Below are 16,663 nucleotides of genomic sequence, written 5' to 3'. Positions count from 1 at the left end.
AACAGATGGCGGGGCAACTTCCGCATCTTTCTTGGCTGTCTTGCCCCTTCAACCACCAGAAAGTGCATTGCCGGCAAACAGCAAGGCTGGCGGGCCGCCGTGCCGGGCCAGGACCGTGCAAGGCTGACTATTCTGGACTTGACCCGAGGCAGGGTTTAATCCCATGTCCGCAGGAAAGCCATATTCACGCGCCGGAACAACCGAGGAGCGCCATTCATGACACTTCGCCGTCAGGTACAGTTCTGGCTGATCTCTCTCATTGTCTTCTGCCTTTTTCTGTACGTCTTTTCCAGCGTGCTTCTGCCCTTCGTGGCGGGGATGGCCGTTGCCTATCTGCTGGACCCGGTTTGCGACCGTCTGGAAAAACTGGGCATGGGGCGTATGTGGGCGACGCTGACAATCCTGTTCGCCTTCGTCCTCATCCTCGTGATGTTCTTCATCCTGCTTTTGCCGCTGTTGGGCAATCAGCTTGCCCTTTTCCTGGAAAAGTTCCCGGAGCTGATCCGCAAGCTGCAGGCATTGCTGTCGGATAACTTTCCGGCCGACCTGGCGTCCGTCGCGGGCATCAATGCGGAAGACCTCCAGTCCTCCATGTCCAATCTCATCGGGCAGGGGGCTTCTTTCGTCGGCAAGCTGGCCCAGTCGCTCTGGAGCGGCGGTCAGGCGTTGCTGTCGATCCTGTCGCTCTTCGTCATTACGCCGGTCGTTGCATTCTATCTTTTGCTCGACTGGGACCGCATGGTCGCGCGTATCGACAGCTGGCTACCGCGCGATCATCTGGCAGAAATCCGCGGTCTTGCAAAGGAAATGGATCAGGCTGTTGCCGGTTTCGTGCGCGGGCAGGTGTCGGTCTGTCTTATCCTGGGATCGTTTTACGCTGTTTCTCTGGCGCTGATCGGGCTGAACTTCGGTCTCCTGATCGGAATGGTGGCTGGTCTCGTCAGTTTCATTCCCTTCGTCGGGGCCGGGTTGGGGCTAGTCCTGTCCATCGGTGTGGCGCTTGTCCAATTCTGGCCGGAATGGCCCTGGATTATCGCAGTCGCCGCGATCTTTGGCGTCGGTCAGTTTCTGGAGGGCAATATCCTGCAGCCCAAACTTGTTGGCGAAAGCACGGGTCTGCATCCTGTTACGCTCATGTTTGCCTTGTTTGCCTTTGGATATCTCTTTGGATTTGTGGGGATGTTGATTGCGGTTCCAGCCGCCGCGATGATCGGCGTGCTTGCACGCTTTGCCCTGAAGCAGTATCTCGCAAGCCCGGTCTATCGGGGAACCGGTCATCCCGTATCGGGGCAAGAAGAACAGGTATCAGAGTAGAAAATGGTGGAAACACCGCGCCAGTTGCCTTTGGAATTGCCGCATGAAGCGGCCTTGAGCCGTGACGACTATCTGGTTGGAGGCTCCAACCGGGCTGCGTTCGAATTGCTGGAACGCTGGCCGGACTGGCCATCTCCGGTCGTTGTACTTGCAGGCCCCGTCGGCGCGGGAAAAACCCATCTGGTCCAGGCTTTTCAGGATGAGACCGGCGCTGCCGTTCTGGCTGCTTCCAAGCTCGATCCGCAGTCCGTGGAAACACTCGTTGCCGCACCCGCTGCCGTGATCGAGGATGCGCACCTGGGCATCGACAACACGGCCCTGTTCCACCTTCTCAACGCAGCGCGTCAGGCGGGCAAGACGGTGCTCATCACCAGCCGCACCTGGCCTGCCAGCTGGAAAATTTCCCTTCCGGACCTGCAGTCCCGCCTGCGCGCGGCCACGCCTGTCGAAATTCTGGAGCCGGACGATGATCTCCTTCGCCGTGTTCTGGTGAAGTTGTTTGCCGACCGGCAGATTGCGGTCGATCAAGGTGTCGTCGACTATCTTGTGGTGCGAATGGAACGTTCGCTCGAGGTCGCCATGCGCGCCGTCGAGGCGATCGATCAGGAGGCTCTTGCCGGGCGTGTCAAGATCACGAAACCACTTGCCGGGCGGGTCTTGGAAAATGTGCATAAAGGCCAATAATCGCCAATGCTGCCACAGGACTGTCATTTGCCCGCTCAGAAGTTCATGTTAGTCACGGCGGCGTTGAGGCAGAATGGGCGTGCCCGGTTTTGCCGGATTGAAGCGGAAGCTGCGCGGAACAAGGGATGATGCCATGAACGAAGCCCCTGATCTTTCGGACATTCTGCCTGCCTCCACAGTTGCTTCCGATGCAAAGGGAACCGTGCCGGAACTGACACCGGAAGGTGAGCTGGCTACATCTCCGGCCAGGTTCATGAACCGGGAGCTGTCCTGGCTCCAGTTCAATCTCCGGGTTCTGGAAGAAGCCATGAACCCGAACCATCCGCTGCTTGAGCGCGTTCGGTTCCTGTCGATCTCCGCCAACAATCTCGATGAATTTTTCATGGTGCGCGTGGCCGGCCTGCGTGGTCAGCAGCGGGCTGACGTTACCAATCTGTCCGACGACGGCCTGACGCCGACCGAGCAGCTTCAGAAGATCAGCGATGCCGTGCGTGACCTTCAGGCGTCCCAGCAGAAGATCTGGGTGGAGCTGCGCCGGGAGATTGCCGACAAGGGGATCGAGATCCCGCAGGGCGACACGCTCGACCAGGCGGACAAGGCCTGGCTGCAAGACTATTTCCTTGCTTATGTCTTCCCGGTTCTGACGCCGCTTGCCATCGATCCGGCGCATCCGTTCCCGTTCATTCCGAACCTTGGCTTTTCCATCGTCTTTGAACTGGCGCCAACTTCCGGTGGGCGCGGCATGATTGCTCTGCTCAGAATTCCGAGCCAGGTTGACCGCTTCGTTCAGTTGCCAAACGGCGAAGATGGCGCTGCCCGGTTCATCGCAATCGAGAAAGTCGTCAGCCTCTTCATCGGGCGCTTGTTTCCAGGCTACGAGATCCGGGGCAAGGGGGCGTTCCGCGTCATTCGGGACAGCGATCTTGAAATCGAAGAAGAAGCGGAAGACCTCGTTCGTCTGTTCGAGAGCGCTTTGCGCCGCCGCCGCCGGGGCTCGGTGATCCGTCTGGAAATCCAGGAAACCACACCACCGGCGCTGCGTGAGTTCGTGGGCGAAGCGCTGCATGTCGGGCAAAGCGAGATCTTCCTTGCAAACGGGTTGCTTGCGCTCAACAACCTGTCCCAGATCGTAGACCTCGAGCGGCCTGACCTGAAGTTCCAGCCCTATACCGCCCGCTTTCCGGAGCGCATTCGTGAACACGGCGGCGATTGTCTTGCGGCGATCCACCAGAAGGACATCATCGTCCACCACCCGTATGAATCCTTCGACGTGGTGGTTCAGTATCTGCGGCAGGCCGCGCGTGATCCGGATGTGGTGGCGATCAAGCAGACGCTCTATCGCACCTCCAACGACAGCCCCATCGTGAAGGCTTTGGCTGAGGCGGCCGAAGCCGGCAAATCCGTTACCGCACTGGTAGAGCTCAAGGCCAGGTTCGACGAGGAAGCGAATATCAAGTGGGCGCGCGATCTGGAGCGGGCAGGGGTACAGGTCGTCTTCGGCTTCATCGAGCTGAAAACGCACTCCAAGCTCTCCATGGTCATCAAGCGCGAGCACGGTCAGCTCAAGACCTATTGCCACATCGGGACAGGAAACTATCACCCGATCACGGCGCGGATATACGAGGATCTTTCCTTCTTCACTGATGATCCCGGCATTGCCGAGGATGCGGCCCGGGTGTTCAACTTCATCACCGGTTACGCTCAACCGGCGGAACTGAACAACCTCATGGTGTCTCCGGTCAACCTGCGTCAGCGCATGCTGGAAATGACCGAGAACGAGATCGAGCACGCCCGCGCAGGCCGCCCCGCGCAGATCTGGTGGAAGATGAATTCCCTTGTGGATCCGGCGATCATCGATGCCCTTTATCGCGCAAGCCAGGCAGGGGTTCAGATCGATCTGATCATTCGCGGCATTTGCTGCCTGCGTCCGGGCATTCCGGGTCTGTCCGACAACATTCGGGTGAAATCCATTGTCGGACGTTTCCTGGAGCATTCTCGCATCTACTGCTTTGGCAACGGCCAGGGACTGCCGTCTCCCGAGGCACACGTCTATATCGGCTCGGCCGATCTGATGCCGCGTAACATCGACCGGCGGGTCGAGGTCCTGGCACCGCTCAAGACACCGACCGTGCACGAACAGGTTCTGGACCAGATCATGGTGGCCAACCTGAAGGACAACCAGCAAAGCTGGCGCATTCTGTCGGACGGCAGCCATGAGCGCATCGTTCCGAACGCCAATGAGGAACCCTTCAATGCGCATCAGTATTTCATGACGAACCCCTCGCTTTCCGGCAGAGGCAAATCATTGAAGAGCGATCGGCCGAGGCCGTTCCTGGAACGGCAAAAACGAGGTTAGCATGACTGCTGAGTTTCATCCGGCACGTGGCCGGCTCAACGGGTCCGGACCTGTCGCAGTCGTGGACATCGGTTCCAACTCCGTGCGCCTCGTGATTTACGAGCGCAAGGCCCGCACTCCGACCATGCTGTTCAACGAAAAGCTGCTGGCAGGACTCGGCAAGGGCATTGCGGCGACCGGCCGTCTGGCAGACGATTCCGTCAGCCTGGCTCTCGGTGAACTGACCCGCTTCAAGACCCTGATCAAGCATACCGGCTGTCAGGACATCTATATCGTGGCGACGGCTGCGGCGCGCGATGCGGAAAACGGTCCTGATTTCGTGCGCGAGGTCGAACGGTTTCTGGAGGCGCCGGTTCGCATCCTCGATGGCAATGAAGAGGCCTATTATTCCGCTCTTGGTGTGATTGCCGGGTTCTGGCAGCCGCGCGGCATTGTCGGCGACATGGGGGGCGGCAGTCTGGAGCTGGTGGAAATTGCCGACAACAAGCCCGGCACGGGAGCGACGTTCCCCCTTGGCGGGCTGCGGCTTTCGGAAGAGGCCGAAGGCAAGATCGCCAAGGCACAGAAGATCACCGAAGCGGCTCTCAAGGACTTTCAGTGGCCTGACCTGGCTCCCGGTGAACGGACATTCTATGCCGTTGGCGGCACGTGGCGGTCGCTGGGCCGTCTGCATCTGATGCAGAACAATTACCCGCTGCACGTGATGCACAATTATGAAATCAGTGCGGAAGAGGCGATTGCCTTCTGCAAGCGTATCGCCATTCCCAACCTTGAAGGGGTGGAACTGGCGGAGATCGTTTCCAAACAGCGCCGTCCGCTGGTGCCGATCGGTGCAGTCGTGCTGGAGCAGGTGCTGACGTCGATGAAGGCGGAGCGCCTGGTCTTCTCCGCAACCGGTGTTCGTGAAGGCCTGCTCCATGAAAAGCTGCCTTTGGAAATGCAGGCACATGACCCGGTGATTGAAGCTGCACGCGAACTGTGCACGCTGCGTGCGCGCTCACCTGCGCACGCGGAAGAGCTGATTGTCTGGACGGACAAGCTGTTCAAGGAACTTGGCATCGAGGAAACCGCCAACGAGACACGGCTTCGCCACGCGGCGTGTCTGCTCTCCGACATCGGCTGGCGCGCCCATCCCGATTATCGCGGCGAGCAGAGCCTCAATATCATTTCGAACGCATCTTTCGTCGGGCTGGATCATGCCAGTCGCGCTTATCTTGCGGCAGCCGTTTTCTATCGCCACCAGGGTCTGCGCGAGGGCGATCTTTCACCGGTCATCCGGGAGCTGTTTACAGACCGTCTGCGCATCCGCGCCAAGGTTCTTGGCGCTACCATGCGGGTGGCGTCTCTTTTGAGTGCTTCCATTGCCGGCATGTTGCCGAAGGTCGGCATCACCAAATCGGAAACAGGGTTGTCGCTGGATCTCGGCAAGGACCTTGCCGATCTCGACGGTGAACGCCTGCGCAAGCGTGCGAACCAGCTCAGCAAGGTCATCGATGTCGATGTTGCTGTAAACGCCGGCTGATTTCTGGGGGGCTGCGGAACTGAGGCTGGGGAGGCAGGCGGCAGAGATTACTCTGCCGCTTCCGATTCAACGTTCGCCTGCCGCGGCTGATCAATCGCGACGATCTGACGTTCCTGGAAGGCGAGGGCGACTTCGCCGCGCTTGAGCTTGAGCGCGGTTTCGCCGAAAAGCTCGCGCCGCCAGCCCTTCATGGCTGCCACATCGGCAGCATCATCCGCGGCGATCTTTTCAAGATCATCCACTGTGGCTATGACCTTGGCAGCAACGCCATGGGCCTCGCTGACAAGTTTCAGAAGAACCTTCAGGAGGTCGACAGCGGCCGCTGAACCATCCGGTGCCTGTCGACCTTTCGGCAGCTTCGGCATTTCGTTCTTGGGAAGCGAAACGGCCCGTCTGACGGCTTTCAGGATCTCGTCTGCGGACTTTGAACGCTCGAAGCCGCGCGGAATGGTTCTGAGGCGCGCGAGCGATTCTGCGTCCTGGGGCTGCTGAGCTGCGAGCTCGTAGATGGCATCGTCCTTGATGACGCGACTGCGCGGAACGTCGCGTGATTGCGCTTCCCGTTCGCGCCAGGCTGCAACTTCCATCATCACGGCCAGTTCAACCGGCTTGCGCACCCGAAGCTTCAGCCGTTTCCAGGCCTGTTCGGGATCCGTACGGTAGGTGTTGATGGATGTCAGCACCTGCATTTCGTCCTGAACCCAGTGGCTGCGGTCCTGTTCGGCGAGATTCGCTTTCAGGAACTGATAGGCGTCGCGCAGATGCGTGACGTCCGCCAGCGCATAATCCAGTTGCTTTGCCGTCAGCGGCCTGCGGGCCCAGTCGGTAAAGCGGGACGACTTGTCGATCCGGGCGCCGGTCACCTTGTAGACAAGCTGGTCGTAGGAAATGGAATCACCAAAGCCGCAAACCATGGCCGCGACTTGAGTGTCGAACAGCGGGGCCGGGATAAGTTCTCCGAGATGATAGATGATTTCGATATCCTGGCGGGCAGCGTGAAAAACTTTTGTCACATTGCCGTCGCGCATAAGCTCGAAAAAGGGTTCAAGGTCCAGCCCTTCGGACAGGGCATCGACGATGAAGGCCATGTCAGGCCCTGCCATCTGGATGACGCAGAGCTTGGGCCAAAAGGTTGTCTCACGGAGAAACTCCGTGTCGACAGTCACGTAATCATGAGCGGCAAGACGCTGGCACGCAGCGGCGAGATCTTTTGTTTTTGTAATCACATGCATGGTGACGGACAGCTATACCCGAGTTCTGCCGCTTTGTCGCCACGAAATGGTAATTTTCGCGCTTGAAGCTCTTGAAAAGGCGCATTTTGTGCGCCTATGTTGAAGCTTAAGCGAGCGTCCGCAAAAGAACACACAGGGGAGTGGAAATGCGCAAGATACTGGTGGTGAATTCAAAGGGCGGTTGCGGCAAGACGACCCTCGCCACGAATCTTGCCGTTGCGCTCGCCGCCCGTGGCGAAGATGTTGCACTTGCCGATGCGGACCGGCAGAAGTCGAGCCTTTCCTGGGTCAAGCGCCGCCCAAAGGGCCTCGCACAGATCGAAGGCCTCAACTGGAGCAAGGAGGAGGCTATCGGTGACAAGGACAAGCATCTGGACGCAATAGTCATCGACGGACCCGGCGGGCTTCGATCGGAGCTGGCCAAGAACCTGATCGCGGAGTCGTCCGATATCATCGTTCCGGTGCTTGCGTCAGCCTTCGACTGGGACGCTACCTTGAAGTTTCTCGACGGCATTTCCGATATCAAGCGCGTGCGCAAGGGCAAGGCCGATATTCACGTCGTCGCAAACCGGATCGATCGCCGGTCAAACCAGGTTGCCGATCTGGAGCAGTTGCTCGCCAAAAAGGGCTATCCGCTGCTTGCCCGGATATCTGATCGGGTGATATATGCCCGCCATGCCGCAGCCGGGTCTGGCGTATTCGACTATTCCGATGCCAGTTCCCACGAGATCCGCGGCCAGTGGCATCCACTGTTGCAAGCAGTCGACGCCTGAGAGAAATTCCCGAACCGTTTCGCGTTCAAAAGGGGAGAGGCAAGCCTACCGCAAGCCTTTCCCTTGACTTTCGTCCCGCAACATGGATTGTGCAGCCGGACTCGGCCTGCCTCCAGCGGGCCGTAACGATTTTCTATGCCAAGAAAAATGTCGAGGAATTAGAATGCACCCCTACCGTAGTCACACATGCGGTGACCTCCGTCTGTCCGACGAAGGCCAGACTATCCGTCTTTCCGGCTGGGTCCACAGGGTCCGCGATCATGGCGGGGTGCTGTTCATCGATCTGCGCGATCATTACGGTGTCACCCAGTGCGTGGTCGACCCCGACTCTGCGGCCTTCAAACTGGCCGAATCCGTGCGCTCCGAATGGTGTATCCGCATCGACGGAAACGTGAAGAAGCGCACCGACGAAACCATCAACGCCGAACTTCCGACCGGTGACATTGAAGTCTTCATCCGCGAGATGGAAATCCTGGGTGCGGCGAAGGAATTGCCGCTGCCGGTCTTCGGTGATCTGGACTATCCGGAAGAAGTTCGTCTGAAGTACCGTTTCCTGGATCTGCGCCGCGAGAAGCTGCACCAGAACATGATCCTGCGCTCCAACGTGGTGCGCGATCTGCGTGACCGCATGTGGAACATCGGCTTCAACGAATTCCAGACGCCGATCATCACGGCATCTTCCCCTGAGGGCGCGCGTGACTTTCTGGTTCCGTCTCGTCTGCACCCCGGCAAGTTCTACGCCCTGCCGCAGGCACCGCAGCAGTTCAAGCAGCTGCTGATGGTCTCCGGCTTCGACAAGTACTTCCAGATCGCGCCGTGTTTCCGCGATGAAGACCCGCGTGCCGATCGCTCACCGACCGACTTCTACCAGCTCGACATGGAAATGTCCTTCGTCACACAGCAGGACGTGTTCGATACCATCGAGCCGGTGATTGCAGGCTGTTTCGAGCGTTTCGGCAACGGCCGTCCGGTCAACCGCGACTGGCCGCAGATTTCCTACAAGGATTCAGCTCTCTGGTACGGCACCGACAAGCCGGACCTCAGAAACCCGATCAAGATGGAAATCGTCTCCGAGCATTTTGCAGGGTCCGGTTTTGCAATCTTTGCCAAGCTGCTGGAGCAGCCGGGCACCGAGATCCGCGCCATCCCGGCACCGAAGGGCGGAAGCCGCAAGTTCTGCGACCGCATGAACAAGTTCGCCCAGGAGCAGGGCCTGCCGGGCATGGGCTACATCTTCTGGCGCAAGGCTGAAGACGGTTCCATGGAAGCTGCCGGTCCGCTGGCCAAGAACATTGGTCCCGAGCGCACCGAAGCGATCCGCACCCAGCTGGGTCTCGACGTCGGTGATGCGGCCTTCTTCCTCGGCGGCAAGCCGAAGCAGTTCGAGCCGGTCGCAGGCAAGGCCCGTGTCATCATTGGCGAAGAGCTTGGCCATACCGACAAGGACCGGTTCGAATTTGCCTGGATCGTGGATTTCCCGATCTACGAGCGCGATGAGGAAACCGGCGAGATCGATTTCGAACACAACCCGTTCTCCATGCCTCAGGGCGGAATGGAAGCTTTGGAAGGCGATCCTCTGGATGTTCGCGGTTATCAGTACGATCTGGCCTGCAACGGTCACGAGCTGGTTTCCGGCGCGATCCGGAACCACAAGCCGGAGATCATGTACAAGGCCTTCGAAATTGCCGGCTATCCGGCTGAGGAAGTCGACAAGCGCTTCGGCGGCATGGTCAATGCATTCCAGTATGGCGCTCCTCCGCACGGCGGCTGCGCGGCCGGCATCGACCGCATGGTCATGCTGATGGCTGATGAAGCCAACATCCGTGAAGTCATGCTCTTCCCGATGAACCAGAAGGCGGAAGACCTGATGATGGGCGCACCGAGCGAACCGACATCGGCTCAGCTTCGCGATCTGCATTTGCGTCTGAACTTGCCGGACGCCTGATAACAACCTACTTGCGGGTGACCGTTAAATAGGGATAACCCTCTGCAACAGAGGCTTGAGGCCGGCCTAGCCGGCCTCAGTCGTGCTAAGCTTAGCGAGTTTTTGGAAAGGCGGCTTACAGTGCTCAACCCTGCAAAATGGGAGATCTGGAAAGATCCGGATGGCACGGTCCAAGTCATCAAGCGCCTGTTGAGCGAAAATCTCCGGGCCTACATACCACGCTACATGGTGGCCTTCGTTTTCATGGGCATGGTAGCGGCGACGACCGCCGCAAGTGCCTGGATCATGAAGGATGTCATCAACGAGGTGTTCATCAACCGCGACAAGCAGATGATCTATGTCATCGCCGGAGCGGTCATCTGCATCTTCACCCTCAAGGGCGCCTCGACTTACGGTCAGATGGTCGTTCTCTCAAGGGTAGGCAACGCGATTGTTGCCGACCTTCAGAACCGCTTGTTCAAGCGGCTGACCATGCAGGACCAGGCCTACTACGACCGGATGTCCCTGCCGGAACTGGGCATTCGCGTGAACACGGGTGCCGGCAGTGCCCGTTCGGTCATCGACATGATCGTGCTCAGCCTTGGCCGGGATATTCTGACCCTGATCGGTCTCGTCGGCGTGATGATTGTCCAGGATCCCCTGATGAGCCTGCTCGCACTGGTGATCATGCCGCCGATCGTCGTTGGTGTCAGTTTTCTGGTCAAGCGGGTGAAGACCTACGCCAAGCGGCAGGTGGTTTCGAACGCCAAGATTGGCTCCACCCTGCAGGAAACCGTACTGGGTATTCGCATCGTCAAGTCTTTCCGAATGGAGCAGACGATGCAGCAGCGGATGGCGACATCCGTCTCTGAAGTCGAGCGCCAGTCCAACAAGATCGCAGCGCTAACGGCGCGGACCTCGCCGCTGATGGAATCCCTCGGCGGGTTCGCGATTGCACTGGTTATCTTCTACGGAGGATATTCGGTGGTGGAACTGGGCAAGGACCCCGGTGCGTTCTTCGCATTCATCACCGCCCTGCTGCTTGCGTATGATCCGGCGCGCCGTCTGGCCCGCCTGAATGTCAATCTCAGCAAGGCGCTGGTCGGGGTTCGTCTAATGTACGAATTGATCGACGAGCAGCCGGATCTGGAGCAGGTCGAAAATGCCCCGGACCTCAAGGTTGATAGCGGGCAGATCGAACTGAAGGACGTCAAGTTCTCCTACGGCGAAGGTGCTGCCCTGAACGGGCTGACCTTGACCGCTGAGGGCGGCAAGACAACGGCACTGGTTGGTGCATCCGGCGCCGGGAAATCAACGGTCTTTGCCTTGATCGAGCGTTTCTACGATCCGCAGGAAGGTACGATCTGCGTCGACGGCCAGCCGATCAAATCGGTGACGATGGGTTCCCTGCGCCGTAACATTGCCTACGTCAGTCAGGACTCCTACCTCTTCAACATCAGCATCCGCGACAACATCGCAATCGGCAGGCCCGATGCCACGCAGGAAGAGATCGAGGTGGCGGCAAAGGCGGCAAACGCCCATGACTTCATCCTCGAATTGCCTGAAGGCTACAACTCGTTGGCAGGCGACGGCGGCGGTCGATTGTCCGGCGGTCAGCGTCAGCGGGTTGCCATCGCGCGCGCCATGCTGCTTGATGCGCCGATCCTGTTGCTGGACGAGGCGACCTCTGCTCTCGACGCGGAATCCGAGGCCAAGATCCAGTCCGCGCTCGAAACACTGATGGAAGGTCGCACGACGCTTGTGATCGCCCATCGGCTCAGCACGGTTCGCCACGCGCACAAGATACTCGTTCTGGACAGGGGCCGCGTCCTTGAAAGCGGCACGCATGACGAATTGTTCGAGCACGACGGCATATATCGGCGCCTGTGCGAACTGCAGTTCCAGAGCCGGAACGAGGCAGCCGAGTAAACCTGCATTCTTGAACGCACAAACAAGAAAAGCCCGGACAAGGTCCGGGCTTTTTTGCTGTTTGAAGGCAGAGTTACTGGTTGGCGGTGATGCCAACTGAAAGGATCTGCGGGATCATCTGGGGCGCGAACATCGCCGTTCCCATGATCTGGGACAGGGGAACCGGCGCACCAGGTGCTGCCGTCAGTTCCAGCGAGCCCGGGGTGTTCAGGAACTGGGTCACAGCCTGAGCGACCTTGCCTTCCAGTTCCTTGTTCTGCAGCATGCCAAGCATCATCGGCAGCGTGCCGGTGAGGCCAGCTACATAGGTTGGCGTGTCAACACCGGCCTTTTTCGATTCCTGATCCAGAACGCGTCCCGTCAAAGAGGCGTCGTCCAGCCGGATCTTGGCATTTTCGATGGTCACGTTCTGCAGAAGCGCCATCGCTTCTTCCGGCTTCTCCGACTTTTCGTTGAGCTGGGTGACCACTTCCCGGGTAACCCCGCCCATGGAGAAGGAAAGCGACAGGCTGGCGGCTTCCTTGGCATCGATCTTGAGTTCCGGGACCACAAGCGTGGCTGCTTCCGGATCCCACTTGCCTGACCCGGCAACATCAACAGTCAGGGTTTCATAACCGAGATCCGTGAGGGACTTGGTTTCCTTCGATTCCAGTTCCTTCACATCAATCGTGGCGCCGGTCACGGCGAAACTGCCGGCCGTCGGAAGATCGCCGTCCATGGCATCGATCGAAGACGAGATTTTTGCGATGTCGGCAATCTGGTTGTCTTCATCGCGGATCTGGATGCTGTTGGCTTCAAACGTCTTGTAGCCGGGCCCGACCGGCGGCGTATCGGACGCAGCTTCTTCCGGCGTGGGCAAGAGAAGTTCCGTAACCTTGAGGTCTGCCAGCGACATGCCGCCGTCCTCGGCCGTGAGCTGAAGGTTGCTCATGTCGAGACTTGCCAGTTTGAGCCGGCCGTCAGCCTGGATTTCGCCACCAGTCAGCACGGTGGAAGCGATGGTGACGCTGGCGCCTTCCTCGTCTTCCTTGCTGATGACGATGTCGCTGAGCGTGACGGCGCCACCTGCTTCGTCAACCGAACCATAGCTCTCGACGGTGCCTTTTTCAGCGTCCAGCAGTGACAGGAACGCATCGGCAATCTCGTTCCCGGACGGATCGAAGGCAAGAGCCGGAGAGGCTTGTAGAGCGAGCAGACTGACAGCGGCTGTCAGACCGGCTGCGATCCGGGGCGAACGGGAAAACATCATTGAAAATCTCCACGAAATAGAGGTGATCCCACTCTGGGGTAAGTTCCACAGTGTGGCAAGGCGAAAGCCGGTTGAAGCAATAGCCGGGCTTATTCGAACAAAATATGTCCTGCGTCACACTTTCCCCGGTTGAAACGCGAAGGCGTTGTAGCCAGTGCTTTGCCGGGGCTGATTGTGTCAGGCAGCTGCCTTTTCAAGGAAGGTGCTGTTGGCGCGTTCGATGTCTTCCAGTGTCGGCAGGCTGGCTTCGTTGCCCAGGTGCTGGATCGCATGGGTCGAGGCACCACGTGCAAAGCGGAAGTGCTGATCCCAGCTTCTTTCCGGCCATTGCAGGTAGGACGCAACATAGGCGCCATGGAACACATCGCCGGCCCCGTTGGAATCGACCACTTTCGACAAGGGTACATTCAGGGCCGGCATAACCTTGTCCGGACCGCCGGCTTCGTACCAGACCATGCCTTCGTCGCCGAGCGTGACAGCGCCGACAGGACAGTTCTTGGTGCGCAAATACGCCAGGGTCTCGCCGGTCGACATGCCAAGCTGCTGGCAGAACCGTTCGGAAACGACCGCAATGTCGATCTGGTTCAGAAGCTCGTCCGTGTTCTCGCGAACCGCACCTCCGTCGAGAGACGTCAGAATGCCGAGGTTCTTGCATGTGGTCGCATAGTGGAGGGCTGCATCCGGCATGTGGCCATCCAGATGCAATGCCTTCATGCCGGTAAGCGTGAGGGGAGGGAAAGGATGCAGGAATTCGTTGTCGCGGCAGCGCACGATGGCACGCTTGCCTCCCTTCGGCATGATGAAGGAGAGCGAACTCTCGCGCACCTTGCGCCCGTGAATGGAAATGCCGTAGGCCGCGGCCATGTCCAGGAACATCCGCGCCAGCCAGTCATCCGCCTGTGAACATAACAGTTCCGGCTTGCCACCCAGTTTGGCGCAGCAGAACGCCGCTGTAACGGCATTGCCGCCGAAACTGATCGCGTAATCCCGGGCAATTGTCTTTTCGTCGCCCGTCGGCAGCTGGTCGGTCAAAAACGTAACGTCGATATAGGCTTGTCCAATAAACAATGCCTGCATGTAACCCTCCCGAAGTCCGGCTTTATCTCGTCTGTCCTGCAGCTAACACGGCAATGAGGCAGGTCGCTTTGATCTGAATGAAACTGCTGAATCTTCAGTCCTTGTTTACCCAGATCAGCCATGGTCAGAAAGAGTTTATTCACGAACAGGCCTGCGACTTGTCTTTCCGCTATGTTGGTTTTGTAAAAACGGTGCTGATCGCCCTTGCGCTGGCGACTGCTCCGCTTTTTGCGATCAACGTCATCCTCAACCAATATGCGGAACGCCGCGCCGTCGTCGAAATGGAAGCCATGGGAAATGTGGCTATCCATCGCGCCGAAGAGGCTATTTCCACGACCGTCTCGCTGCTGCAGCGACTGGACCGTGACGACGTGCAAACCTGTAGCGCCGAAGACCGGGGTATCTACGAAAAACAGATCGTTGAGCACGGCATGATCGACGCCATCGGGCTGGCGGACGCGGCCGGTCAACGCATGTGCATCATTCCGGATCGAGATCTGGCCGGAAAGGTCGTTCTTCCTCCGATGCGCGAAGACGGCCCGCTGGTCGGTATCGGCATGCTGGACCGCAACTACCTTGGGGCTCGCGCGGCGGTGATCAGCTGGGATCTCAAGGACCAGACCCGTCTGTTCGCGGAAGTGACGCCTGCCGTGATTGCCATCGATCCCGGCCCGGAATATCTGCGCTCCTATCGCAGGGCCGAACTGCGCCTCGGCAACAATCTGCTCTGGTACAGTATCGGCGGTTATAACTCCGAGGCGACCGATCCTTCGCAAATCCTGTCTGTCGAGGTCTCCTCGCAGCTCTATCCGCTGGTCGCGACGATCACCGCACCGATTTCGGCCGCCGGCAATGTCGTGCAGGATCTGAAGGTTGTTGCCGCCGCCGCCTGTGCCGGCATTGCGCTTCTGTTCGTTGCCATCGGCGTCTGGTTGTCCTGGCGTCCGGAGCGGGAGGCCGACGACGAATTCATCGCCGCGATCCGCAACGGCGAGTTCATCCCCTACTATCAGCCTGTCATGGACATCGAGAGCGGCCGGTTGCGCGGCTGCGAGATCCTGATGCGCTGGCGCCGTCCAAACGGCATGATCGTTTCACCGGGCCAGTTCATGGCTTATGCCGAAAACAACGGCCATATCTTCGACATGACCCGCCACATGATGCGCGTATCGTCGGAGGAAATCGGGGATCTTTATGGCGACAATCCGGACCTGAAGCTCTCGATCAACCTTTTCGCGGGGCACTTCCTGGATCGCGAAATCATTTCCGATATCCGCTCGATCTTCGAAAAGTCCCGGATTTCCTTCCAGCAGATCGTCGTGGAAGTGACCGAACGCCATCCGCTGGAAGATATGGAACTCGCCCGCAAGATCATCGCGGAACTGCAGGCCCTGGGTGTGCGTGTGGCGCTGGACGACGTTGGCACCGGCCACGGCGGCATGGCTTACCTGCAGAAACTGGGCGTCGACATCATCAAGATCGACAAGATGTTCATCGATACCATCGGGTCGGACGACAACTCGACGACCATCGTCGATTCCATGGTTGAACTGGCCGACAATCTGGGCATGGGCATCATTGCCGAAGGTGTCGAGATGGAAGAGCAGATCGACCGGTTGCTTGAACTTGGCGTTACCGCTGCCCAGGGGTACTTCTTCGCAGCCCCCATGCCGGCCGATGAATTCATCGCCTTTGCAGAACGTACCGATGAAGAAGCCAATGAGCGTTCGCGGCTGGCAGCGGAAGCTGCCGCCGCTGAACAGGCGGCAAACGAAGCTGCGATGCGCAAGAACGCTGCAGCCTGATCCTGCCTTCCGGCTGGCTCCTTTTTTTTACCCGGATCGATTTCGATAAAATCAGGTTCTGTCTGTTGGCACAGGCTCTTGCCCGTGCCAGTGTTTGGGGTATTCAGCTGCCAGGACACGTTTCGGGTGTGTGCTGGATGAAAAAGCTGGCGGATTTATGCCAGCGTGCCCCCTTGTCTGTACCGGCTGGACGGTATAAATAGCGCGAAACTGTACTGACTGGACGGTATAGAAATGGCCGCGCGTTCTACACGCAACTCGCATGAATCGAAATCGGAAATACTGAAGGCTGCGCTCGAAGTCGTGAGACGCTCGGGAGCGCAAAGCCTCACCATGGATGCCGTGGCCGAGGAAAGCGGCTTTTCGAAAGGTGGGGTGCTCTATAACTTTCCCACCAAGGACGCGCTGATTACAGGCATGGTGGAATTCCTCGCGGGCCAGTTCGAAGCTGAAGTGGCTGCTGCGCGGGAGCGGAACCTTTCTTCCGAATGCCCGACGTTGAGCGCCATGATCGAAGTCACCGAAGGCTGGCTGAGCGAGCAGCGGGATCTTGCGCAGGCCATGCTGGCCACGAAAGCAGACCGTCCCGACCTGAGTGAACCCTTCATGGGCGTGAAATCCCGTATGAAGGCGGCCATCGAAGCCGAACTTTCCGACCGCGGCAAAGCCTGGGCAATCTGGGCGTGCCTGGAAGGTCTGCATTTCTCCGAGGCGCATTGCGTCACGATTTTCACAGATGAGGAACGCGCGCTGGTTTTTCAGGAACTGCGCAAGCGTCTGACCCAACTCCAAGACTAG

The 16,663-nt window shown here is 58.9% G+C and carries 12 protein-coding genes; 9 read left to right on the top strand and 3 right to left on the bottom strand.

The genetic code is table 11. The features are described from left to right. Positions 1–216: 216 nt before the first annotated feature. The 4 genes from FIV03_RS22795 to FIV03_RS22780 all read left to right on the top strand — a co-directional run bounded on the left by FIV03_RS22795 (position 217) and on the right by FIV03_RS22780 (position 5,876). Positions 217–1,314: an AI-2E family transporter gene (locus FIV03_RS22795; RefSeq protein ID WP_152511081.1), complete on the top strand. Its 1,098-nt coding sequence runs from the start codon at positions 217–219 to the stop codon at positions 1,312–1,314. A 3-nt stretch (positions 1,315–1,317) separates the two neighbouring features. Beyond that, positions 1,318–1,998 carry a DnaA/Hda family protein gene (locus FIV03_RS22790; RefSeq protein WP_055653703.1) on the top strand — a complete coding sequence of 227 codons (681 nt, stop codon included), beginning with the start codon at positions 1,318–1,320 and terminating at the stop codon, positions 1,996–1,998. A gap of 133 nt (positions 1,999–2,131) precedes the next feature. Next, complete coding sequence (locus FIV03_RS22785) at positions 2,132–4,354, top strand: RNA degradosome polyphosphate kinase (RefSeq protein WP_152511080.1); 2,223 nt, start codon at positions 2,132–2,134, stop codon at positions 4,352–4,354. 1 nt (position 4,355) lies between these two features. After that, positions 4,356–5,876, top strand: a complete 1,521-nt coding sequence (locus tag FIV03_RS22780) for a Ppx/GppA phosphatase family protein (protein WP_077290081.1) — start codon at positions 4,356–4,358, stop codon at positions 5,874–5,876. A gap of 47 nt (positions 5,877–5,923) precedes the next feature. On the opposite strand, the gene rnd is transcribed toward FIV03_RS22780, so the two are convergent. Next, on the bottom strand, positions 5,924–7,108 hold the full coding sequence (gene rnd, locus FIV03_RS22775) for a ribonuclease D (protein ID WP_152511079.1): 1,185 nt from the start codon (positions 7,106–7,108) through the stop codon (positions 5,924–5,926). A gap of 146 nt (positions 7,109–7,254) precedes the next feature. On the opposite strand from rnd, the gene FIV03_RS22770 reads away from it, so the two are divergent. From FIV03_RS22770 to FIV03_RS22760, 3 genes are all read left to right on the top strand, one after another. Beyond that, a complete protein-coding gene (locus FIV03_RS22770; protein ID WP_031270746.1) occupies positions 7,255–7,881 on the top strand; it encodes a ParA family protein in 627 nt (208 codons plus the stop codon). 163 nt (positions 7,882–8,044) lie between these two features. Continuing rightward, positions 8,045–9,826, top strand: coding sequence for an aspartate--tRNA ligase (aspS, locus tag FIV03_RS22765; RefSeq protein ID WP_152511078.1), 1,782 nt, complete (start codon positions 8,045–8,047; stop codon positions 9,824–9,826). 120 nt (positions 9,827–9,946) lie between these two features. Then, complete coding sequence (locus FIV03_RS22760; protein ID WP_152511077.1) at positions 9,947–11,734, top strand: ABC transporter ATP-binding protein; 1,788 nt, start codon at positions 9,947–9,949, stop codon at positions 11,732–11,734. Between the two features lie 73 nt (positions 11,735–11,807). Here the strand turns inward: FIV03_RS22760 and FIV03_RS22755 are convergent, their stop codons facing one another. Beyond that, positions 11,808–12,983 carry a hypothetical protein gene (locus FIV03_RS22755; RefSeq protein ID WP_209009759.1) on the bottom strand — a complete coding sequence of 392 codons (1,176 nt, stop codon included), beginning with the start codon at positions 12,981–12,983 and terminating at the stop codon, positions 11,808–11,810. Positions 12,984–13,160: 177 nt separating this feature from the next. Then, entirely contained in the window at positions 13,161–14,060 is a 900-nt protein-coding gene (locus tag FIV03_RS22750) for a sugar kinase (protein ID WP_023004029.1), read from the bottom strand. 77 nt (positions 14,061–14,137) lie between these two features. On the opposite strand from FIV03_RS22750, the gene FIV03_RS22745 reads away from it, so the two are divergent. Together FIV03_RS22745 and FIV03_RS22740 are read left to right on the top strand one after the other, a co-directional pair. Beyond that, positions 14,138–15,865 (top strand): EAL domain-containing protein, encoded by a 1,728-nt coding sequence (locus FIV03_RS22745; protein WP_023004030.1) that lies wholly within the window; start codon positions 14,138–14,140, stop codon positions 15,863–15,865. Positions 15,866–16,099: 234 nt separating this feature from the next. Next, on the top strand, positions 16,100–16,663 hold the full coding sequence (locus FIV03_RS22740) for a TetR/AcrR family transcriptional regulator (protein ID WP_152511076.1): 564 nt from the start codon (positions 16,100–16,102) through the stop codon (positions 16,661–16,663).

It is taken from the genome of Labrenzia sp. THAF187b (assembly GCF_009363375.1).
In the GTDB taxonomy this organism is placed as follows: Bacteria; Pseudomonadota; Alphaproteobacteria; order Rhizobiales; family Stappiaceae; genus Roseibium; species Roseibium algicola.
This window is presented reverse-complemented; position numbering and strand designations above follow the sequence as displayed.